Annotated in this window: 20 protein-coding genes and 1 pseudogene; 15 read left to right on the plus strand and 6 right to left on the minus strand. The window is 72.0% G+C overall.

Annotated features, from left to right (window positions below):
- Nucleotides 1-147 precede the first annotated feature (147 nt).
- Entirely contained in the window at nucleotides 148-981 is an 834-nt protein-coding gene (locus EKH77_RS09250) for an NAD(P)H-binding protein (RefSeq protein ID WP_126913924.1), read from the minus strand.
- Nucleotides 982-1200: 219 nt separating this feature from the next.
- Here EKH77_RS09250 and EKH77_RS09255 point away from each other — a divergent pair, with 219 nt between their 5' ends.
- On the plus strand, nucleotides 1201-1698 hold the full coding sequence (locus EKH77_RS09255) for a cupin domain-containing protein (RefSeq protein WP_126913925.1): 498 nt from the start codon (nucleotides 1201-1203) through the stop codon (nucleotides 1696-1698).
- A gap of 209 nt (nucleotides 1699-1907) precedes the next feature.
- On the opposite strand, the gene EKH77_RS09260 is transcribed toward EKH77_RS09255, so the two are convergent.
- Both EKH77_RS09260 and EKH77_RS32965 read right to left on the minus strand, forming a co-directional pair.
- The gene (locus EKH77_RS09260; protein ID WP_126913926.1) at nucleotides 1908-2240 is read right to left on the minus strand and encodes a hypothetical protein; all 333 of its coding nucleotides are present in this window, start codon (nucleotides 2238-2240) and stop codon (nucleotides 1908-1910) included.
- Nucleotides 2237-2407: a hypothetical protein gene (locus EKH77_RS32965; RefSeq protein WP_164737770.1), complete on the minus strand. Its 171-nt coding sequence runs from the start codon at nucleotides 2405-2407 to the stop codon at nucleotides 2237-2239. Before EKH77_RS32965 ends, EKH77_RS09260 begins: the two co-directional genes overlap by 4 nt.
- 298 nt (nucleotides 2408-2705) lie before the next feature.
- Here EKH77_RS32965 and EKH77_RS09265 point away from each other — a divergent pair, with 298 nt between their 5' ends.
- Together EKH77_RS09265 and EKH77_RS09270 are read left to right on the plus strand one after the other, a co-directional pair.
- Nucleotides 2706-3575, plus strand: coding sequence for a helix-turn-helix domain-containing protein (locus EKH77_RS09265; RefSeq protein WP_126913927.1), 870 nt, complete (start codon nucleotides 2706-2708; stop codon nucleotides 3573-3575).
- A 2-nt stretch (nucleotides 3576-3577) separates the two neighbouring features.
- Nucleotides 3578-3796: a DUF397 domain-containing protein gene (locus EKH77_RS09270; protein WP_126913928.1), complete on the plus strand. Its 219-nt coding sequence runs from the start codon at nucleotides 3578-3580 to the stop codon at nucleotides 3794-3796.
- A gap of 9 nt (nucleotides 3797-3805) precedes the next feature.
- On the opposite strand, the gene EKH77_RS09275 is transcribed toward EKH77_RS09270, so the two are convergent.
- Entirely contained in the window at nucleotides 3806-4042 is a 237-nt protein-coding gene (locus tag EKH77_RS09275; protein WP_126913929.1) for a ferredoxin, read from the minus strand.
- Nucleotides 4035-5504 (minus strand): aldehyde dehydrogenase, encoded by a 1470-nt coding sequence (locus EKH77_RS09280; protein ID WP_126913930.1) that lies wholly within the window; start codon nucleotides 5502-5504, stop codon nucleotides 4035-4037. The genes EKH77_RS09275 and EKH77_RS09280 overlap by 8 nt, the downstream gene beginning before the upstream one ends.
- A gap of 426 nt (nucleotides 5505-5930) precedes the next feature.
- On the opposite strand from EKH77_RS09280, the gene EKH77_RS09285 reads away from it, so the two are divergent.
- The 8 genes from EKH77_RS09285 (at nucleotide 5931) to EKH77_RS09320 (ending at nucleotide 15454) form a co-directional block, all read left to right on the plus strand.
- Nucleotides 5931-7205, plus strand: coding sequence for a prenyltransferase/squalene oxidase repeat-containing protein (locus EKH77_RS09285; RefSeq protein ID WP_126913931.1), 1275 nt, complete (start codon nucleotides 5931-5933; stop codon nucleotides 7203-7205).
- Complete coding sequence (locus EKH77_RS09290) at nucleotides 7202-7867, plus strand: SCO2322 family protein (RefSeq protein ID WP_164737771.1); 666 nt, start codon at nucleotides 7202-7204, stop codon at nucleotides 7865-7867. The genes EKH77_RS09285 and EKH77_RS09290 overlap by 4 nt, the downstream gene beginning before the upstream one ends.
- Entirely contained in the window at nucleotides 7864-9264 is a 1401-nt protein-coding gene (locus EKH77_RS09295; protein WP_240667293.1) for an energy-coupling factor transporter transmembrane component T, read from the plus strand. The genes EKH77_RS09290 and EKH77_RS09295 overlap by 4 nt, the downstream gene beginning before the upstream one ends.
- On the plus strand, nucleotides 9261-10871 hold the full coding sequence (locus EKH77_RS09300; RefSeq protein WP_126913932.1) for an ABC transporter ATP-binding protein: 1611 nt from the start codon (nucleotides 9261-9263) through the stop codon (nucleotides 10869-10871). The genes EKH77_RS09295 and EKH77_RS09300 overlap by 4 nt, the downstream gene beginning before the upstream one ends.
- Nucleotides 10872-10945: 74 nt before the next feature.
- Complete coding sequence (locus tag EKH77_RS09305) at nucleotides 10946-11734, plus strand: ECF transporter S component (RefSeq protein ID WP_240667717.1); 789 nt, start codon at nucleotides 10946-10948, stop codon at nucleotides 11732-11734.
- A gap of 684 nt (nucleotides 11735-12418) precedes the next feature.
- Nucleotides 12419-13855 carry a flavin monoamine oxidase family protein gene (locus EKH77_RS09310; RefSeq protein WP_126913934.1) on the plus strand — a complete coding sequence of 479 codons (1437 nt, stop codon included), beginning with the start codon at nucleotides 12419-12421 and terminating at the stop codon, nucleotides 13853-13855.
- A gap of 115 nt (nucleotides 13856-13970) precedes the next feature.
- A complete protein-coding gene (locus EKH77_RS09315; protein WP_126913935.1) occupies nucleotides 13971-15209 on the plus strand; it encodes a cytochrome P450 family protein in 1239 nt (412 codons plus the stop codon).
- Nucleotides 15206-15454: a ferredoxin gene (locus EKH77_RS09320; RefSeq protein ID WP_126913936.1), complete on the plus strand. Its 249-nt coding sequence runs from the start codon at nucleotides 15206-15208 to the stop codon at nucleotides 15452-15454. The genes EKH77_RS09315 and EKH77_RS09320 overlap by 4 nt, the downstream gene beginning before the upstream one ends.
- A gap of 71 nt (nucleotides 15455-15525) precedes the next feature.
- Here EKH77_RS09320 and EKH77_RS09325 read toward each other — a convergent pair whose 3' ends face one another.
- Complete coding sequence (locus EKH77_RS09325; RefSeq protein WP_126913937.1) at nucleotides 15526-16695, minus strand: steroid 3-ketoacyl-CoA thiolase; 1170 nt, start codon at nucleotides 16693-16695, stop codon at nucleotides 15526-15528.
- 285 nt (nucleotides 16696-16980) lie between these two features.
- Here EKH77_RS09325 and EKH77_RS09330 point away from each other — a divergent pair.
- The 4 genes and pseudogenes from EKH77_RS09330 (at nucleotide 16981) to EKH77_RS09345 (ending at nucleotide 20253) form a co-directional block, all read left to right on the plus strand.
- A pseudogene (locus EKH77_RS09330) lies at nucleotides 16981-18215 on the plus strand (cytochrome P450).
- A 202-nt stretch (nucleotides 18216-18417) separates the two neighbouring features.
- On the plus strand, nucleotides 18418-19041 hold the full coding sequence (locus tag EKH77_RS09335; protein ID WP_126913938.1) for a DUF6230 family protein: 624 nt from the start codon (nucleotides 18418-18420) through the stop codon (nucleotides 19039-19041).
- Nucleotides 19028-19441, plus strand: coding sequence for a DUF6114 domain-containing protein (locus EKH77_RS09340; RefSeq protein WP_240667294.1), 414 nt, complete (start codon nucleotides 19028-19030; stop codon nucleotides 19439-19441). Before EKH77_RS09335 ends, EKH77_RS09340 begins: the two co-directional genes overlap by 14 nt.
- A 134-nt stretch (nucleotides 19442-19575) precedes the next feature.
- The gene (locus tag EKH77_RS09345; protein WP_126913939.1) at nucleotides 19576-20253 is read left to right on the plus strand and encodes a hypothetical protein; all 678 of its coding nucleotides are present in this window, start codon (nucleotides 19576-19578) and stop codon (nucleotides 20251-20253) included.
- Nucleotides 20254-20358 lie beyond the last annotated feature (105 nt).

Genomic DNA, 20358 nt, shown 5'->3' on the forward strand with positions numbered 1-20358 from the left:
GCCCCCCTTGAGCTGCGACGGGAAGAGATTTCCACGCCACGGGGGGCCGGGACAGTCGCATCTGTCATGAACGTGCAGTGCGGAACGCATGCGTAAACATATGTACGGACCAGGGCGAACGCAGGTCGGCCCAGGGGCCCGGGGGGTTCAACGGAAGGCGGCGGCATTCTCCGCAGCCCACTGCCGGAACGGTCTGGCCGGGGAGCCGGTGACCTGTGAAACCGTGTCGCGCACCGTCAGTATCTCGTCGTTGACGTCCCCGCCCATGACGTCGAGTACCGCGTCCGCGGCCTCGTCCCCGAAGACGGCGGCCATCCGGGCGTGCGCCTCCTGCCGGCTGATCTCGGCAAAGGGCACCTCCCGCCCCAGCACTGCCGCGATGGCCTCGGCCTGCTGCCGGGCAGTCACCGGCTCCGGACCGGTCAGGGCATACGTCCGCCCGTGGTGGCCGGGCTCGGTCAGCGCCACCCGTGCCACCGACGCGATGTCCGCGGGGTGGATCGTGGGAAGTCCGGTGTCCGCGTAGGGTGCGCGGACCGTCTCGTGTTCACGGATCGACGCCGCCCACATCAAGGAATTCGAAGCGAATTGCGTCGGCCGCAGGATCGTCCAGGCCATGCCGCTGTCCTTGAGGAGTCGCTCGACCGCCAGGTTCTCGCCTGCGGGGCCGAGGTGCGGATGGGTCTGGACGGTAATGGACGACACGAGCACCACGTGCTCCACACCCGCCTGCCGGGCGGCCTCGAGGATGTCGGCATCCGAGCCCAGACGCGACACGAGGAACAGCGAGCGCACCCCGTCCAACGCGGGCTTCAATGACGCCGTGTCCGCGAAGTCACCTTCAACGGCCTCGACCCCTTCGGGGAACACGGCCCTCGCGGCGTCACGGGTGAGCCCTCTCAGCGGCCCGGCGCCACACGCCTGCAGCTCCTTGAGCAGCGCGCTTCCCACATTCCCGGTGGCTCCCGTTACGAGAATCACGAGCGTCTTCCCCCCGTCGTCAGATGATCAACTGGAGTACACGCTAGAACCTCAATCGCGCTTCAGGTCAAGGCGACCCCCGGCGGTCACCTATTGCCGCCGTTTCCGGACAGTTCGTTCGGCCTGCAGCTGGGGCCGTTCATGATGACCTGGTGACCGTGGCCTTCGACCTGACACATGACATACGTTTCGGCGTGATCAACATTTCAGGAGCAAGCAATGTCTCTCTTCATCCCCGACTTCGACGAAACCGTCGTCATACGCGCCGCTGACGCCGAATTGACCGGCGCGGGCGGCCCGGTGACCAACCAGCTGCTCGTCGACAGCTCCGCCACGGGTGGCGCGCTCTCCAGCATGCGTGTCACCCTCGGCAAGGGCGCGAACGGCGCCCGTCCGCACCACCACGGCAAGTCCGCCGAGATGTTCTACGTCCTCGACGGCACCGCCCAGCTGCTGTCCGGCGATCAAGTGGTCACCGCGGAGCGCGGAGACGTGGTCGTCGTACCGCCCGGCACGCAGCATGCCTTCGCCGCCGCGCCCGGCGAGATCGCGGACATGCTCGTCATCATCACGCCCGGGGTGGAGCGCTTCGAATACTTCCGCCACCTCGAGCGCATCCGCTACGGCAAGGTACCGCCGGAGAGCCTTCTCGAAGTCCAGGAACTGTACGACTCCTACTTCGGGACCAGCGCGGTCTGGGACGCCGCGCGCGGATAACGACGGCAAGGTCCTGCTGCCGCACCGTCCGGCCGACGACCACCTCGGCCACTTCGACTACCGATCCGGCAGCGGACGCGCCACCCGCGTCCAGCGCGGTCCGGGCCGTCCTCGACACCTGGCGCCACCAGGCCGCCTGACCGGCCCCCGAGCCCGGGGCGGGCCCCGGCGAGATGAGGTCTCGCCGGGGTTCTCCCGTTCCGCGACGGCTACGGGCGGCCTCGGCCGACCGGGGCCGCCTCTACGGTCTCTCTGTGGAGGATCTCCTTGCAGTGCCGCTCCCACGCCCTACGGTACGAGGCGGCGTGTCCGGGGTAGCCGAGCTCCTCGGCCTGGTCGACGGCGCTCCGGTAGCGGGCGCAGACACCGCACTCCTCCCGGGTCGGCCAGGAGAGCGGGCCGCCGGTGTGGGGTACGGGGGGTGCCGCCGGCAGGCCGGGGAAGGGGCGCGGGGCGATCACGGGGGCGGTCGCCGTCTCGGCGCTCCTATGGCGGCTCGCCCGGCGCAGGAGGCGGCGGGCCAGCCTGACGAGCCCCCTCACGTCGCGTCTCCGGCGTCCGGCTTCTCGCCGTCACCGTCGTCCGGGGCGACGACGGCCTCCGGCGGTTCCACGACGAGCGGGTGCCGGGCCTTGAGCCGCTGCTGAAGCGTCGGTCGCGGCAGGGGCGGAAGCGGCGGGGGCATGGCGGTACCGGGGAAGTAGGGCATGCGGCAGCTCCGTGTGAGCGGATGCGAGTGGAAGTCGCCGGGCGAGCGATCGCGTGACGCGTGTCGCCTCGACTCAGCCAGCATGCCCCTGCGCACAGAGCCCGTGCAACATTGGGGCGCCAATCCCCAGAGAATGAAAGTCTGTTCTATCGACTTGCACACCCACGTCGCGACAGACTGCACCCAGATTGAATGCCAGAGCACCCAACCCACTTGGCCATGAGCCCTGTTGCCCCACCAACTGACCCAACTCAGTTCCCCAGGAACCCAGTAGTCGACAGAAAGGCGAAACAAAGGAATGCCGACCGTGCCGCTGGTCCCCACGCTCCGCCGTCGACGCCTCGGCGAAGCACTCCGCCGTTTTCGCAACGAAACCGGCCTCACCATCGAGCAAGCCGCTGCCCTCATGGGATGGGACAACAGCAAGCTCTCCAGAATCGAGAACGCCAAGATCCACATCCGCCCAGTCGAGGCCGCCAAGCTTCTCGGCGTCTACGGCGTGGATGCGCCGGACGTCCTCATGGCGATCGAGGCCCTGGCCAGAGACGCGGGCAAGAGGGGCTGGTGGACGACCTACGGAAGCGTGGTCGACGCGCACATCAAGGACTATCTGTCACTGGAATCGGATGCCGAGAGCACCCGCGTCTGCTCCATGAACCTGATTCCCGGCCTGCTGCAGACAGGCGGCTATGCCCGGGAGTTCATCGCCGCCTCATCGTTCTGGCGCCCTCAAGAGGAAGTCAACGCCCTCGTCGAGGTCCGCAAGGCGCGCCAGTCCGTACTCACCGCCCGCGACGGCAGGCCGCCACTGAACTTCTGGGCCGTCATCCACGAGTCGGTACTGCACCAGCGCTTCGTGTCCCAGCCGTCCCTCATGCGCGAGCAACTGCGACATCTGCTGGACATGGCCGCCCTGCCGAACATCACCATCCAGCTCATGCCCATGGCGATGACACCGCACCCCGGCATGATCAGCCTGTTCGAAGTGGTCCGATTCCCCGCTCCGTGGCCGACGGTCGTCCTCACGGAGAACTTGATGGGTGGGCAGTTCGTCGAGGGTACGGAGCACGTAGGAATCTTCGAGAAGGCGTTCGAGCGCATCGTCGCCGCCGCGCTTCCCGTGGACGACTCACGCGAGATCATCAAAACCATCATGCAGAAGGACTAGAAATGGACCGCAAGGAAGACCTCTACGGCCTCGATCTTTCAGGAGCCATCTGGCGCAAGTCGCCCGACAGCAATGGCGGCCAGTCATGCGTCGAGATAACCGACCTCCCCGGCGGGGGCGTCGCCGTCCGCGACTCGAAGAACCCCGACCGGCCCGACCTGCGCTACACCGCCGACGAGTGGAACGCCTTCCGCTCAGGCGTCATCAACGGCTCCCTGTAGCCGAGAGCGCTACTCCTCCGGCGGGAACACCGCCTCCCCCGTGCCGAGCACCCGGATGGTGACGGCCTCCACGGGGCAGCACTCCGCCGCGCCGAGCACCGCCTCGGATGGCGCCGTCGACTCCCCCACCGGGTGGGAGCGACGGCGCTCGTCCAGCCGGAACGCCCCCGGGGCGATGCCCGCGCACTGGCCCGAGCCGACGCACCGCGTCCGGTCGACGGTCACGTGCCAGCGGAGGTCATCCACCGCCCGTCCCCTTCGGGAGGTGGATGGTCTTCTGCTCCAGGTACTCGGCGTAACCCTCGGGCCCGCCCTCCCTCCCCAGTCCGGAGTCCTTGTAGCCGCCGAAGGGGCCGAACAGGTCGAGGCTGAAGGTGTTCACGGAGTACGTGCCCGTGCGCACCCGGCGGGCGACCTCCAGGCCGCGTTCGAGGTCGGCGGTCCAGACGCTGCCGGAGAGCCCGTAGTCGGAGTCGTCGGCGATGGCGATCGCCTCTTCCTCGTCGTCGTAGGGCAGCAGGCAGACGACGGGCCCGAAGATCTCCTCGCGGGCGACCCGCATGGTGTTGGTGACGTCGCCGAAGAGGGTCGGCTCGACGTACCAGCCCGTCGGCAGCCCGGCGGGGCGGCCGCCGCCGGCCAGGACGGACGCGCCGTCGAGGCGGCCGAGCCGGATGTAGTCGAGCGACCGCTCGCGCTGGCGGCGCGCGACCAGCGGGCCGACCTGGGTGGCGGGGTCGAGCGGATCGCCGACCAACAGCGCGGTGGCCGCTGCCGCGAGGCGCTCGGCGAGCTCGGCGTAGTGGGCGCGGGGGGCGAGGACGCGGGTCTGCGCGACGCAGGCCTGGCCGTTGTTCATCCAGGCGCTGGGCACGATGCCGGCGACGGCGGCGTCCAGGTCGGCGTCGGGCAGGACGATCGCGGCGGACTTGCCGCCCAGCTCCAGGGTGACGCGGGTGAGGTTGCGGGAGGCGACCTCCATGACGCGCTTGCCGGCCGCGACGGAGCCGGTGAAGGAGACCTTGTCGACGCCGGGGTGCCCGACGAGGTACTCACCGGTCTCCCGGCCGCCCGGGAGGATGGACAGCACGCCTTCCGGCAGCCCGGACGCGGTGGCGATCTCCGCGAGGACGTACGCGTCCAGGGGCGTCTCCGGCGCGGGCTTGAGCACCACCGAGCAGCCGGCCAGCAGGGCGGGCGCGAGCTTGGCCGCCGCCACGAACTGCGGCACGTTCCACGGCACCACGGCCGCCACGACGCCCACCGGCTCCCGCCGCACCAGCAGCGGGCCCAGGGCCCCGGCGCGCCGCTCCTCGTGGGGGAAGTCCCGGGCGATGGCGATGGCGCTGTCCCAGACCAGCACCGCGCCGAGCGCCTGCGCGAGGACGCTCCAGGAGTAGGGGGAGCCGTTCTGCGCGGAGATCAGCCGGGCGAGCTCCTCGTGGCGGGCGGCGATGCCGTCCTTGATCCGGGTGACCACGGCGATCCGTTCCGCCAGCGGCAGCCCCGACCACACGCCGGAGTCGAAGGAGCTCCGCGCTGCCGCGACGGCCCGGTCCACGTCGATGCGCCCGGCGTGCGGGACGCGCCCGATGACGGCCTCGGTGTGGGGCGAGACGACCTCGATGACCGGCCCGCCGGTTCCTGCGGCGGGCTCGGCCCAGCGGCCGCCGATGTAGAGCTGTCCGTACTCGACGATGTCGCTCATGGCGGGGCCTCCCGGGCCTGACCGGACACGACCGGATCGGATCGAATCTGACGCTGCATCAGCTCAGATAGCAGTTCCGCTTGTGGAGGGCAAGGGAAGTCGCCACCGGAATCCCGAACACATACGCGACCATGGCGGGGACCCGGGGAAACGCCTGGCCCTCCTCTTACCCCCTCAGGAGTAACAAGGCAGCGGAATCCTCGCTCCGACGGGCCTTTGGAGGCCCATCCGGTGAAGGATCGCGCTGCCTTACTGCATGGTCCGGCCGCCCATGGCGGTCACGGGGGCCGGGTGAGGGTCGGGTGAGGGCCGGATAAAGTGTTCAGCCCCCCACCAAAGCGACACGTCGGCGACGCCCTGCCCCGGCAGGGGCGTCGTTCCGGCGGGGCCGCCCGACACCGTCATCCACCGAGAGGCACCGCTTTCATGGCCACCTCCTTCGCCGTCCTCGCGCGCCGCGGCGCCGCGGCCCTGGCCACCGCGGCCGTCCTGGGCACGGCCACGGCTCCCGCCGCCTTCGCCGACGGCACCTCGCCCTCCCCGGCCGCCCCGGGGCTCTACGGCACGGGCGACCCGAAGTTCGACGGTGTCTTCCGGCAGTCGCTGGCCTTCATCGCCCAGCACGCGGCCGGGGTCTCCCCCACCGGGCAGGCCGTGGACTGGCTGACCGGCCAGCAGTGCGCCGACGGCGGCTTCCCCGGCTTCCGGGCCGACGCCAAGACGCCGTGCGACGCGAAGGCGGGCGAGTTCACCGACGCGACGGCGGCCGCCGTGCAGGGCCTGGCGGCCGTCGGCGGCCGGGACCGGGCCGTCGCCAAGGGCCTCGACTGGCTCAAGGCCCACCAGAACGCCGACGGCGGCTGGGGCATGGGCCCCAGTAACCCCAGCGACGCCAACTCCACCGCGATCGCCGTCGGCGCCTTCGCCGCCGCCGGCCAGGACCCGGCGAAGGCCGCCGTCAAGGACGGCAAGACCCCCTTCGACGCGCTGTCCTCCTTCCAGATCCGCTGCCAGGAGAAGGAGGAGAAGAAGGACCAGGCGGGCGCCTTCGGTTACATGCCGCAGAACGGTGAGCTGCCCGCCAACGACCTCGCCTCGACGGCCGCCGCCACGGCCGTCCTCGGCAAGGGCTTCCTCGTGCCCGCCGCCAAGGGCGCGGACCGGCCCGTCCAGCCCGCCGCCTGCGGCGACGGCGCGGACGCGGGTCAGTGGAACGCCGCCGAGGCCGTCGCCGGCTATCTGGCGAAGAAGCTCGACGCGAACAACGGCTTCCTCAAGTCGTCCATGCCCGGCGCCCCCGAGGGCCCGGACACCGGCGCGACCGCCGACGCCGCCCTCGCCCTCGCGGCCGGCGGCCACGTGGAGGCCGCCCGCAAGCCGCTGAAGTGGCTGGAGTCCGCCGACAGCAAGACCGCCGAGTGGGCCAAGGGCAACCCCGGCCGCCTCGCCAAGCTCGTCCTGGCCGCGCACGCGGCGGGCGCCGACCCGCGCTCCTTCGGCGGCACCGACCTGGTGGCGGCGCTGAACGAGACCGGCCCCAAGCCGGAGCCGTCCTCCTCCGACGCCTCGCCGGCCAAGAAGGACGAGAAGAAGGACGACGGCGGCGGCTTCGGCGCCTGGTGGTTCGTCGCCGTGTTCTTCGTCGCCAGCGTCGGCGTCGGCTTCCTGATCAGCGGCCGCAAGAAGAAGAACCAGCTGTGACGGCGGCCCGGGCCCTGTTCGTCTCCCTGTCCGTCTCCCTGTCCGTCGGCGCGGCCGCCGTGCTCGGCGCGGCCCCCGCGCACGCGGACGGCTACCGCTACTGGTCCTTCTGGCAGGCACCGGCCGCCGGCGGGTCCTGGACGTACGCGACCCAGGGCCCGGCCACGCTGCGCCCGGCCGACGGCTCCGTCGTCGGCTTCCGCTTCGCCGTCAGCAAGGACTCCGCCGACGCGGCCAGGCCGCGCGGCGCCGCGGACTTCGCGGCGGTCTGCGCCGGCACGCCCGCCGAGGACGGCGGCAAGCGCGTCGCCGTCGTCCTCGACTTCGGCACCCCCGCCGACGCCCCCGCCGGCGAGACGCCGCCCGCCGCCCGTTCGGCGTGCGCGCAGGTCGGCGCGGACGGCAGCGCGGCCGACGCGCTGGCCGCCGTCGCCAAGCCGCTGCGCTACGACTCGAACGCCCTGCTGTGCGCGATCGCCGGATACCCGAGGACGGGCTGCGGCGAGAAGGCGGACGCCGGGAAGAAGCCCGCGGAGCCGAAGGCCGGCGGGAACGACAAGGGCGACGACGGCCCCTCCGTCGGTCTCATCGGCGGCATCGCCGCCGTGGCCGTGCTCGGCGCGGCGGCGGTGTGGCAGACCCGGCGGCGTCGTCGCGGATGACGGACCGTTCCTCCGACCGTTCCTCCGCGCTGCACGCCGGCGCGTGGTGGGTGTGGGCGCTGGGCCTGGCGACGGCCGCCTCGCGCACCACGAACATGCTGCTGCTCGCCCTGCTGACGGGCGTCGCCGGGTACGTCGTCGCGGCCCGGCGCACGGACGCGCCGTGGGCCCGCTCGTACGGGGCGTTCCTCAAGCTCGGGCTGGCCGTCATCGCCATCAGGCTGGTCTTCGCGGTGATCCTCGGCTCGCCCGTCCCCGGGACGCACACGGTCCTCACCCTTCCGGAGATTCCGCTCCCGGAGTGGGCGCGGGGTGTGCGGATCGGTGGCCGGGTGACCGCCGAGGGGCTGGTCTTCGCGCTCGCCGACGGCATGAAGCTGGCCACGCTGCTGATCTGCGTGGGCGCGGCGAACGCCCTCGCCAACCCGGCGCGGCTGCTGAAGTCCCTGCCGGGCGCGCTCTACGAGGCCGGGGTGGCGGTGGTCGTCGCCATGACCTTCGCGCCCAACCTCGTCGCGGACGTCCAGCGGCTACGCGCCGCGCGCCGGTTGCGCGGCCGCCCGGACCGGGGGCTCAAGGCCCTCCTGCAGGTGGGACTGCCGGTGCTGGAGGGCGCGCTGGAGCGGTCGGTGGCGCTGGCCGCCGCGATGGACGCGCGGGGGTACGGCCGTACCGCGCAGGTCCCGCCCGCCGTGCGCCGCACGACGAGCGCGCTCACCCTGGGCGGGCTGCTCGGCGTGTGCGCCGGTACGTACGGGTTGCTGGGTGACACCGGGGCGGGCTACGGGGCGCCGGTGCTGGTCGCGGGGCTGGCCGCGGCCCTCGCCGGTCTGTGGCTCGGCGGGCGCCGCTCGGTCCGGACCCGCTACCGCCCCGACCGCTGGGGCGCCCGCGCCTGGCTGGTCTCCGCGTCGGGGGCGGCGGTGGCGGCCCTGATGATCTGGGCGGGCGACTACGCGCCGGCCGCCCTCCACCCGGCGGCGGTACCGCTGGCGGCGCCGGGGTTGCCGGTTTGGCCGGCGGTGTCGGTGCTTCTCGGGTTGCTGCCGGCGTTTGTGGCGCCGGTCGCCTCCCGCGAGGGGGCGACGACGATGACGGCTGGGCACCGCCGGGCAGGTCGGCGCGGGTTGCGCGCCACTGCGGCGGAGGGGTGCCCCAGTCCCGCCCTTTCTCCCCCAGCTACCGCTGGGAGGTGCCCCCAGTTTCCCGGGGCTGCCGCCCCGGCCCCCGAAGGCCGGGCCCGAGGGCTCCCGGCTCCGGGGGGTCTGGGGGCACTCCCCCAGGAAACGGGAAGGGGCGGGACCGGGGCTCCCCTCCCGCCGCCGCGGCGATCAGCCACCGACAGCGAATCCGGCGGTGCCGAAACCGCCCCCACCCGGAAGGAGACACCCCAGTGATCCGCTTCGAGAACGTCTCGGTCTCCTACGACGGCGCCGAACACGCCGCCCTCTCCGGCATCGACCTCACCGTCCCCGAAGGCGAGCTGTGTCTCCTCGTCGGCCCCTCCGGCGTCGGCAAGTCGACGCTGCTGGGCACCGTGAGCGGGCTCGTGCCGCACTTCACCGGGGGGACCCTGCGCGGCAGGGTCACCGTCGCCGGGCGGGACACCCGTACGCACCGGCCCCGTGAACTCGCCGACGTGGTCGGCACGGTGGGCCAGGACCCGCTGGCGCACTTCGTGACCGACACCGTCGAGGACGAGCTCGCCTACGGCATGGAGTCCCTCGGCGTCCCGCCCGCCACCATGCGCCGCCGCGTCGAGGAGACCCTCGACCTGCTGGGGCTGGCCGGCCTCCGCGACAGGCCCATCGCGACCCTCTCCGGCGGCCAGCGGCAGCGCGTCGCGATCGGTTCGGTGCTGACCGCCCACCCGAAGGTGCTGGTCCTGGACGAGCCGACGTCCGCGCTGGACCCGGCCGCCGCCGAGGAGGTGCTGGCCGTGCTCCAGCGCCTGGTGCACGACCTGGGCACCACCGTGCTGCTGGCCGAGCACCGGCTGGAGCGTGTGGTGCAGTACGCGGACCAGGTGATCCTGCTGCCCGGCCCCGGCGCGGCCCCCGTCGTCGGCGACCCCACCGAGATCATGGCCGTCTCGCCCGTCCACCCGCCCGTCGTCGCCCTGGGCCGGATCGCCGGCTGGTCCCCGCCGCCGCTGTCCGTGCGCGACGCCCGCCGCAAGGCCGCGTCCCTGCGGGAGCGGCTGGCGCCGCTGACCCCGCCGGTCCCGAAGGCGGTGGCGATGACGAAGGACGCCGCTTCCGTCACCGGCCTCTCCGTCCGCCACGACCGCGTCCCCGCCCTCCGCGACGTCGAGCTGTCCGTCCGCGCCGGCGAGACCGTCGCCCTGATGGGCCGCAACGGCGCGGGAAAGTCCACGCTCCTGCGGACGCTCGTCGGTATGCACGTGCCCGACCGGGGCGCGGTACGCGTCGGCGGCGTGGAGCCGCGGCGCACGAGCCCGCGTGAACTGCTGCGGCACGTGGGCCTCGTCCCGCAGGAGCCGCGCGACCTGCTGTACGCGGACACGGTCGCCGCGGAGTGCGCGGCCGCCGACCACGACGCGCAGGCCGCCCCCGGCACCTGCCGGGCGCTGGTGTCCGGGCTGCTCCCGGACGTGGCGGACGACACCCACCCCCGCGATCTGTCCGAGGGCCAGCGGCTGGCGCTCGCGCTCGCCGTGGTGCTGACGGCGCGGCCGCCGCTGCTGCTCCTGGACGAGCCGACGCGCGGTCTGGACTACGCGGCCAAGGCCCGGCTGGTGGAGATCCTGCGCGGGCTGGCCGGCCAGGGCCACGCCATCGTACTGGCCACGCACGACGTGGAGCTCGCGGCGGAGCTGGCTCACCGGGTGGTGATCCTCGCGGAGGGCGAGGTCGTCGCGGACGGCCCGACGGCGGAGGTCGTGGTCTCCTCCCCGGCCTTCGCGCCGCAGGTCGCGAAGGTCCTCGCGCCGCAGCCGTGGCTGACGGTGCCGCAGGTCCGCGACGCCCTGGAGGGGGCGTGACCGACCACCAGGAGCGGGCCACCCACCAGGCGCCGGCCACCGACCGGACGGGGGCCACCCGTCAGGCACGCGCCATCCGTCTCGGCCGGCGGTCCGTCATCGCCCTCGCCCTGATCACCCTCATCGGCGTGGCCGCCTTCGGCTGGCCGCTGCTCGCCGACTCCGCCTCGGGGCTGGCCCATTCGCAGGACGCCCCCTGGCTGTTCGCCGCCCTGCTGCCGCTGCTGCTCGCCGTGGTCATGGCGACGATCGCCGACACCGGGCTGGACGCCAAGGCCGTCGCGATGCTCGGCGTCCTCGCGGCGGCCGGGGCCGCGCTGCGGCCGCTGGGCGCGGGGACGGCCGGCATCGAGCCGATGTTCTTCCTGATGGTCCTGTCCGGGCGGGTGCTCGGCCCGGGCTTCGGCTTCGTCCTGGGCGCCCTGTCGATGTTCGCCTCCGCCCTGCTGACGGGCGGGGTCGGGCCGTGGATGCCGTTCCAGATGCTGGCCATGGGGTGGGTGACCATGGGCGCGGGGCTGCTGCCGGGGGCGGACCGGCTACGGGGGCGGCGCGAGCTGGTGATGCTGGCGGGGTACGGGGCGGTGGCGTCCGTCGCTTACGGGACGGTGATGAACCTTCAGGGCTGGCCGTACATCGGCGCACTCGCCTCGGGCGTCTCCTTCGTACCGGGCGACCCGCTGCCGGAGAACCTCTCCCGTTTCCTCGCCTACTGCCTGGCGACGTCCCTGGGCTGGGACCTGCCCCGGGCCCTGGTGACCGTGGTCGCCTCGCTCACCCTCGGCCCGGCCGTCCTCAAGGCCCTGCGCCGGGCCACCCGCCGCGCGGCCTTCGAAGCGCCGGTGACGTTCGAGGACGCGTGACCCCGGGGCGGCCGCCCCTTCAGCCGACGGACACCCGTCGGCTTGCGCTTTCCCCGAACCCTGTCCGACTTATGGGCACTTACCTGCACCCACCATGGATGAGCGGGAGCTGACCGTCCGATGACCCCGCACATGCCAGGTCATGGCAGGCCGTTCAGTACAGTCGCGTCAAGGCCCTGAATGAGACACAACGCAGTCCGGGCCACACTGATTGATACGGGGGGACCAGAATGGTCACGAGTGGCTGTGGCGCCGCGCCCGGTGCGGGCGGGGACGACTCCTTCACGTGGCAGGGAACCACACCGATGTCACCTTCGGTGAGCAGCACCAGATCCGCTGCGCGCGCATGACCGGCGACGTCCGGCTCCTCTCCTGCCGCGCCTGATTGTTCAATATCCCCGGCCTTTTCTGACGGCAGCCCGGCGAATCCTTTCGCCCCCACGCGACCTTTCCCATCGGCTGCCCGCCTGGGCACTCTGCCGCGTGGTCGCCGTCCATGACGGACGGCGATCAGGCGGCCGGCGCCCGCCCATCGAATGACCATCGGGCCGCGCCGGAAAGTCACTGCACACGATGACGGGTGCAGTGCGCCCGAACACCCTGGGGTTTCGCTCGCCAGGACGTTCTGTCGGCGATCACACCGACCCGATGGCCCGCAGCCAGACAAAACATCAGAGGACTTCCATGCACTCTCATGGCGCGAATTCGTCCATCGCCAACGCCGTCAACCGCCGTTTCGGGCGCCGATCGCTGCTCAAGGGCATCGGCGCCGGAGCGCTGACAGCCGGCCTCGGCGCAGCCGGACAGGGCATCGCCCACGCCGAAGAGGAATCGCTGGTCGACGTGGTCATCATCGGCGCCGGGTACGCCGGGGCCATGGTGGCGCGCGAGCTCGGCGCGAAGGGCCTGACCACCGTGGTCCTGGAGGCGTCCGACCGCGTCGGCGGCCGCATCTGGACGGACACCTGGGCCGGCGAACAGATCGAGGTCGGCGGCCAGTGGCTCGCCCCCCAGCACCAGCTGGTCAACAAAGAACTCGCCCGGTACAACATCACCACCTACGGGGACCCCATCCCGGACCGCGTCATCGTCGCCGGTTCCACCGGGCTGAAGGCGGTCACGCCCGATGAGGCCGCCAAGTTGGTGACCCCCCTGTGGACCGAGTTCTACAAGGGCTCCGAGAAATACTTCGAGCGCCCGGCCGAGCCGCTGTACCGCAAGGACCTGCTGGCCGCCGTGGACCCGCTCTCGCTGGCCGACCGGCTCAAGCAGATGAACCTCTCGCCGGCCGAGGTCAACCTGCTCACCGGCGAGACCTCCGTCTACTCCGGCGGCCCCAGCACCCTCGGCTCGCTGACCGGCATGGCCCAGTGGTACCAGCTCTCCGGCGGTACGTACGAGGCCTACACCAACACCATCGGCCGCCGGCCCGTCGGCGGTATGACCGCGATACTCAACGCCATGCTGCGGGAGAACTTCACCCCGGTCGTCAAGAACTCGCCGGTCACCAGGATCTCCGACCCCGGCACGGGGAAGGTCACGGTGTGGACCGCCTCCGGCCGCCGCTACAAGGCCCCCGCGGTCGTCGTGGCCACCTCCACCAACGCCTGGAAGAACATCACCTTCGAGCCCGGCCTGCCCAAGGCACACGCCCAGGCCACCACCCAGGGCATCGGCGTTCCGCACGGCACCAAGATGTGGCTGCACATCAAGGGCAAGATCGACGCGACCACCGGTACCGCGCCCGAGGGCTCGCCGATCCTGATGATGGTGCCGCAGAAGCAGCTCGCGGACGGCCGGCTCATGATCGCGTTCACCGGCCCCGGGCTGGACGTCAACAACCCGGTGAAGGTCCAGGAGGCCGTCCAGCTGTGGATCCCGGGCGCCCAGGTCCTCAAGTCCCGCGCCATGGCATGGGGCACCGAGAAGTGGGCGGCCGGCGCCTGGGGCTTCCGTCGCCCCGGCCAGCTGACCGGGCTCTTCCCCCAGATCGAACAGCCCCACGGCCGGATCGTCTTCGCGGGCGCCGACATCGCCCAGGGCTGGCACGGCGCCTTCATCGAGGGCGCCCTCGAGTCGGGCTTGCGCGCCTCGAGTCAGGTCCTCACCCTCGTCAAGTAACCCGAACCGCCGAGCACTCCCAGGCGCGCCGCCCCCACGAGGGCGGCGCGCCCGCCCGCGTGACCCGTAACCCATGACCCGTGACCGTACCCCTGTCTCGTCAAGGAGATCAGTGATGGCCGCATCCCCGCTGCCCACCGCACTGTTCGGCTACGAGTACTACCAGAACCCCTACCCGGCCTTCGCGTGGCTGCGCGAGAACTCGCCGGTCCACGAGTTCCGTTTCCCCGTCGGCGACGTGCGGACCTGGATCGTCACCCGGTTCGAGGACGTCCACGCGCTGCTGGGGGACCCCCGGTTCAGCAATGACGCGGCGGCCTACGCCGACCGCGAGTTCCTGGACTCGGGCATGGTGATGGGCGCGGACACCCCGGTGGCACGGATCCTCACGGTGCTCGACCCGCCGGACCACACCCGGGTGCGCAAGCTCGCCATGGGCGCCTTCACCCCGCGCCGGGTGGCCCAGTGGCGCGAGCCCACCGAGCGGATCGTGGCCGCCTCGCTCGACGCGCTGGCGGCGTCGGAGCGCCCCGACGTCGTGGAGTACGCGAGCGCCATCCCCGCCGCCGTCATCGGGGAGATCCTCGGCATCCCCATGACCCGCTACAACGACATGCTCCACGCGATCGACCGGGCCTTCCGGCCGGACGACGACAAGGACAAGATCCAGCGCGCCTTCGAGGACATCGCCGAGTACGGCCGTGAACTCATAGCCGAGAAGCGCACGATGCTCGGCGACGACCTGATGTCCGTCTTCATCGAGGCCCGCGACGGCAACGACCGCCTCACCGGGGACGAGCTGGTCTCCATGCTCGCCCTGATGATCATGGCCGGTCTGGACACCACCCGGAACCTCATCGGCTCGGCCGTCCTCGCCCTCCTCGACCACCCCGGGCAGCGCCGGCTGCTGATGTCCGACCCCGAGCTCGTCCCGGGCGCGGTCGAGGAGTTCCTCCGCTACGACGGGGCCCTGACCGTCGGCCTCTTCCGCTTCGCCAAGGAGGACCTCGAGTTCGCCGGCAGCCGGCTGCCGGCCGGCGCCCCCGTGATCGCCGCGCTCCAGGCCGCCAACCGCGACCCCGGGCGCTTCACCGACCCCGACCGTCTCGACATCACCCGGGTCGGCACCCGTCACGTCGGTTTCGGCCACGGGCTGCACAACTGCCTCGGCGCCGCGCTCGCGCGCGTGGAGGCCGGGGTCGCCATTCCGGCGATCTTCGAGCGCTTCCCGGACCTGGCACTGGCCGTCCCCCGCGCCGAGGTGACCTACAGCGAGAACTGGCTGCTGCGCGGCCTGGACTCGCTCCCCGTCCACCTCCACGGCACCGACGGCGAGAAGGGCGGCGCGCGATGACGCCGAGGCTCGTGGTCGACAAGAAGGTGTGCGGCGGCGCCGGTCTGTGCGCGGCGATGTACCCGGAGCGGTTCCGGCTGGGCGACGACGGCCTGGCCGAGGCGCTGAAGTCCGGGCTGACCTCGCCGGAGGACATCGAGGCCGCCGAGGACGTGGTCGGCTGCTGCCCGACGGAGGCCATCACCCTCCTAGGCCTGGACGAGGACGAGGCCGGGGACGAGAACGACGGCGAGGACGAGGACTAGGGCGAGGGCGCCGCTGCCGGACGGTGCCGGTGACGGTGCCGGCGGCGGTTGTGACGGGGGCGGCGCCCCCGTCACAACCGCTGAATGATCGTCCCCGTCGCCAGCGCCCCGCCCGCGCACATCGTGATCAGCGCGAACTCGCCTTCCCGGCGCTCGAGTTCGTGCAGCGCCGTCGTGATCAGCCGGGCGCCCGTCGCCCCGACCGGGTGGCCGAGCGCTATCGCGCCGCCGTTGACATTGACCTTCTCCAGGTCCTGCTCGAAGACCTGCGCCCAGGAGAGCACCACCGAGGCGAAGGCCTCATTGATCTCCACCAGGTCGATGTCCCGTAAGGACATCCCCGCCCGGCCCAGCACGGCCCGGGTCGCGTCGACGGGCCCGTCCAGGTGGAAGTGGGGGTCGGCGCCGACGAGCGCCTGGGCGACGATCCGGGCCCGGGGGCGCAGCCGCAGCGCCCGGGCCATCCGTTTGGAGGCCCAGAGGAGCGCCGCCGCGCCGTCGGATATCTGCGAGGAGTTGCCCGCGGTGTGGACGGCCGTGGGCATGACGGGCTTGAGCCCGGCCAGTGCCTCCATGCTGGTGTCGCGCAGGCCCTCGTCGCGGTCGACCAGGCGCCACATGCCCTGCCCGGCGTACTGCTCCTCCTCCGTGGTGGGCACCTGGACGGAGAAGGTCTCGCGCTTGAAGCGCTCCTCCGCCCAGGCGCGGGCCGCGCGCTCCTGGGAGAGCAGGCCGAGGGCGTCGACGCGTTCGCGGGTGAGGCCGCGCCGGCGGGCTATGCGCTCGGCGGCCTCGAACTGGTTGGGCAGGTCGACGTTCCACTCGTCGGGGAAGGGCCGGCCGGGCCCGTGCTTGGAGCCGCTGCCGAGCGGCACCCGGGACATGGCCTCGACGCCGCAGCCGATGCCGATGTCTATCACCCCGCTCGCGATCATGTTGGCGACGAGGTGGTTGGCCTGCTGGGACGAGCCGCACTGGGCGTCCACGGTGGTGGCGGCGGTCTCGTAGGGCAGGCCCATGGCGAGCCAGGCGGTGCGGGCCGGGTTCATGGACTGCTCCCCGGCGTGGGTGACCGTGCCGCCGACGATCTGCTCGACGCAGTCGGGCTGGATGCCGGTGCGGGCGAGGACCTCGCGATAGGTCTCGCCCAGCAGATAGGCGGGGTGGAGGTTGGCGAGCGCGCCGCCGCGCCTGCCGATGGGCGTCCGTACGGCTTCGACGATCACGGGTTCCGCGGCCATGTCCGGCTGTCCTCTCCTCGCGCGTCCGCTGGGCGTCCCGGCGCCCCCGGCAAAAACGAGTACACGTTCCATTTCCGCTGCCGTCGGTAGTCTCCTCAGCGCGGCCCCCGCCGCACAAGGGTCGCGCACGCCCCGCGCGTACGACAGATGGCGTCGGATGGCATCGGATGGCGTCGCGTGGCTTGCCGGTCCACGGCCCCGTCACTACCGTCGGACGACAGGTTTCTGATGGCCCATCAGCATTAGCCCGCCGTCCCGGCGGCTCCCCGAACTGGAGTGGTGGCCATGTCGTCCTGTCCCGCGCTGCCCGAGGGCTTCGACTTCACCGATCCGGACGTCAACGCCCGTAGGGTGCCGCTGCCGGAGTTCGCCCTGCTGCGGCGCTCCGCCCCGGTGTCCTGGATCCCCCAGCCGCACGGCCTCGCGGGCTTCGACGACGACGGCTACTGGGCCGTCACCCGGCACGCGGACGTCAAGGAGGCGTCCACCCGGCCGGAGGACTTCTCCTCCGCCCGCAATACCTCCGTCATCCGCTTCCACCCCGGCATGCGGCGCGAGCGGATCGACGCCCAGCGGCTGATGATGCTCAACATGGACCCGCCCGAGCACACCCGCGTCCGCCGGATCGTCCAGCGCGGCTTCACCCCCGGGCGGTCCGCGCCCTGGAGTCGGCCCTGCGGGAGCGGGCCGGACGGATCGTCGCGGCCGCCCGGGAGCACGGCAGCGGCGACTTCGTCACCGACATCGCCTGCGAACTCCCCCTCCAGGCCATCGCGGAACTCATCGGCGTCCCCCAGCACGACCGGGCGAAGATCTTCGACTGGTCCAACCGGATGATCGCCTACGACGACCCCGAGCTCGCCCTCACCGAGGAGACCGGCAGCCGCTCCGCGATGGAGCTGATCGCCTACGCGATGGACCTCGCCGCCGCCCGCGCGGCCCACCCCGCGCGGGACATCGTCAGCCGGCTGGTGGCCGCCGAGGACGAGGGCAGCCTGGGCTCCGACGAGTTCGGCTTCTTCGTGCTGATGCTGGCCGTCGCCGGCAACGAGACCACGCGCAACGCCATCAGCCACGGCATGCACGCCTTCCTCACCCACCCCGAGCAGTGGGAGCTCTACAAGCGGGAGCGGCCCGCCACCACCGCCGAGGAGATCGTCCGCTGGGCGACGCCGGTGATCTCCTTCCAGCGCACGGCGACGCGCGACACCGAGCTGGGCGGCACGGCGATCCGCGAGGGCCGGCGCGTGGGCCTGTTCTACGCCTCCGCCAATCACGACCCCGAGGTCTTCGACGCCCCGGAGGCCTTCGACATCACCCGTGACCCCAACCCCCACCTGGGTTTCGGCGGCGGGGGCCCGCACTTCTGCCTGGGCCGCTCCCTGGCGGCACTGGAGATCGACCTGATCTTCGCCGCCGTCGCCGACACCCTCCCCGGCATCCGGCTCGCCGGGGCGCCGCGCCGGCTCCGCTCGGCGTGGCTGAACGGCATCAAGGAGCTCCGCGTCAGCTACGAGTGATCGATCAACTCCCTTTTCCAGCACGGAAATCGGTCCAGACCTGACCCCTTGTCAGGTACAGCGGTCCGACTTACTCTCGGGTACACCTTCAGGGACGGCGCATGAGCGCTTCGGCAGCGCACCGCTGTGCGCATCGCTGTGCGCCCTCCCCAACGCACCGCACCTCACCTCACTCTCACGGGATTGTTCAGGGGGCAGCCGTATGAAGGACGATCAGGGAAGACAGGTGACGACGGGTCGTGTCAGGTGGCGGAGGTTCGCCGTCCTGGCCGTGCCCGGCTTCGCCGCCACGGCCGCGCTGGCCGTCGCGCTCGCCGACGGGGCGCTGGCCGCCTCGTTCGCCGTCTCCGGGCAGGAGTTCAAGGTCGGGGCGTCCAGCCTGACGGGCACGGGCTTCGCCCAGTACGGCGGGATCGACAAGAACGTTCGCGGCAAGCTGCTGCCGGTGGCCGTCACCACCATCAAGGAAGCCAAGCTCAAGGACCTGTGCCAGTCGGTGGTGACCACCCTGCCGGTGATCGGCGACATCTCCCTCAAGCTCCACGCCGGCCAGGGCGCGAAGACCGTCGAGGCCACCGACCTGTTCATCGACGCCACCCAGATGTCCGGCGACGCCGAGTTCGAGAACATGGAGCTCGGCCGTGACGCGTCGACCCTCAACAGGGGTCCCGCCTCGGCGCAGGGCCTCCAGGACGCCTTCGGCCAGCAGGCCAAGACCATCAAGATGACGGATGTGCGGCAGACGGCCTGGGCGACCAACGCCGGGCGGTTCAAGCTCGCCGGCCTCGACCTGAAGATCAAGCTCGGCAAGGATGAGTGCTTCTGACGTGCCGGGGCGCCGGGACGGCACCGGGTCGCTCGCCCGCGGGTGGACGACCTGGCGGCGATGGCGCAAAGGGCGCCCCTTCTGGGGCGGCCTGGCGGCCGTCGTCGCGGGCACGGAGATCTGCGCCCTCCCGCTCGCCCCGATGAAGGTCATGCTGGAGCAGGGCATCGCGGGCATCCCGTCGGTCCTGATGGGCATCGTCATGATCGTCATGGGTCTGACCGCGTGGTTCGCCCCGCAGTACCGGAGCCTCGCCGGGATCCTCACCGTCCTGATCGCGACGGCCGCGCTGGTGATGTCCAACCTCGGCGGATTCCTCTTCGGCACCCTCGTCGGCATCGTGGGCGGCGCGATGATCTTCGCGTGGCAACCGGTGACGCCGGACGGGCCCGCCGCCTGAGCCGTTGTGGGCAATCGTTCCGCAGGGCGGAACGGGTGGGCACAACGCGACCACGGCCCGCACCCGGGCAACGAGGACGCGCCCCACCCACGAGAGCCGCTCCCACCACCCCTCCTCCCTCCGAAGGAGCCCCCGTGATCCCCCGCCGCACCCGTCCCCTCTTAGCCGTCACCGCCGGTCTCGCCCTCACCGCGGGCCTCACCCTCACCGGCGGCGGCCCGGCGGCCGCCAGGGCCGCCGACGCCGGTTCGACGACCGTCCAGCCCGCCGGCCACACCTTCGCGGCCAAGCTCAACGGCTCGGCCACCTTCAAGGCCGGCTCGATCACCATCACGTGTACGTCGTCGGGCTCCACGCCGTCAGGCGACACCAACCGCATACCGGACGCACCGGGCAACAACAACCCGTCGGGCCCGGTGACGACGTCCATCAGCTCGCCGGTCTACGGCGACTGCACGGGCAGCCTGCCGGGCGTGGACATCAGCATCACGACGTCCGGTGCCTGGACCGTCTCGATGCAGAACGGCTCCCCCATCACGGCCACGCTCAACGCGCCCGCCCAGGGCATGGTCCTCAAGTCCAGCGGCCTGGCCAACTGCACGGTGACGGCCGGGCCGGACGGGCCGGCGACGATCCCCACCGTGTTCGTGAACGGCACGCCGTCGCAGCTCGTGGTGACGGACGTGGCGATACCGGTGAAGGTCGAGGGCGGCTTCGGCTGCCCGACGACGGCGACGACGGCGGTCCTCAACGCGACCTACGACATCACGGACGTCACGGACCCGTCATCCCAGATAACGGTGGGCGGCTGAAACCGCACGTTGTGGGCAATCGTTCCTCCCCCAGCTACCGCTGGGAGGTGCCCCCATGCGGAACGGGTGGGCACAACGCGACCACCGGCCCGCACCGGCGCACGG

Source organism: Streptomyces luteoverticillatus (assembly GCF_003970715.1).
Taxonomy (GTDB): Bacteria; Actinomycetota; Actinomycetes; order Streptomycetales; family Streptomycetaceae; genus Streptomyces; species Streptomyces abikoensis.

What these genes read in the sequence shown, in the direction of transcription:
- EKH77_RS09255 (WP_126913925.1), top strand. Translation starts at nt 1,201, where the DNA reads ATGTCTCTCTTCATCCCCGACTTCGACGAAACCGTCGTCATACGCGCC.
- EKH77_RS32965 (WP_164737770.1), bottom strand. Translation starts at nt 2,407, where the DNA reads ATGCCCTACTTCCCCGGTACCGCCATGCCCCCGCCGCTTCCGCCCCTG.
- EKH77_RS09265 (WP_126913927.1), top strand. Translation starts at nt 2,706, where the DNA reads ATGCCGACCGTGCCGCTGGTCCCCACGCTCCGCCGTCGACGCCTCGGC.
- EKH77_RS09270 (WP_126913928.1), top strand. Translation starts at nt 3,578, where the DNA reads ATGGACCGCAAGGAAGACCTCTACGGCCTCGATCTTTCAGGAGCCATC.
- EKH77_RS09280 (WP_126913930.1), bottom strand. Translation starts at nt 5,504, where the DNA reads ATGAGCGACATCGTCGAGTACGGACAGCTCTACATCGGCGGCCGCTGG.
- EKH77_RS09285 (WP_126913931.1), top strand. Translation starts at nt 5,931, where the DNA reads ATGGCCACCTCCTTCGCCGTCCTCGCGCGCCGCGGCGCCGCGGCCCTG.
- EKH77_RS09295 (WP_240667293.1), top strand. Translation starts at nt 7,864, where the DNA reads ATGACGGACCGTTCCTCCGACCGTTCCTCCGCGCTGCACGCCGGCGCG.
- EKH77_RS09310 (WP_126913934.1), top strand. Translation starts at nt 12,419, where the DNA reads ATGCACTCTCATGGCGCGAATTCGTCCATCGCCAACGCCGTCAACCGC.
- EKH77_RS09315 (WP_126913935.1), top strand. Translation starts at nt 13,971, where the DNA reads ATGGCCGCATCCCCGCTGCCCACCGCACTGTTCGGCTACGAGTACTAC.
- EKH77_RS09320 (WP_126913936.1), top strand. Translation starts at nt 15,206, where the DNA reads ATGACGCCGAGGCTCGTGGTCGACAAGAAGGTGTGCGGCGGCGCCGGT.
- EKH77_RS09325 (WP_126913937.1), bottom strand. Translation starts at nt 16,695, where the DNA reads ATGGCCGCGGAACCCGTGATCGTCGAAGCCGTACGGACGCCCATCGGC.
- EKH77_RS09335 (WP_126913938.1), top strand. Translation starts at nt 18,418, where the DNA reads ATGAAGGACGATCAGGGAAGACAGGTGACGACGGGTCGTGTCAGGTGG.
- EKH77_RS09340 (WP_240667294.1), top strand. Translation starts at nt 19,028, where the DNA reads ATGAGTGCTTCTGACGTGCCGGGGCGCCGGGACGGCACCGGGTCGCTC.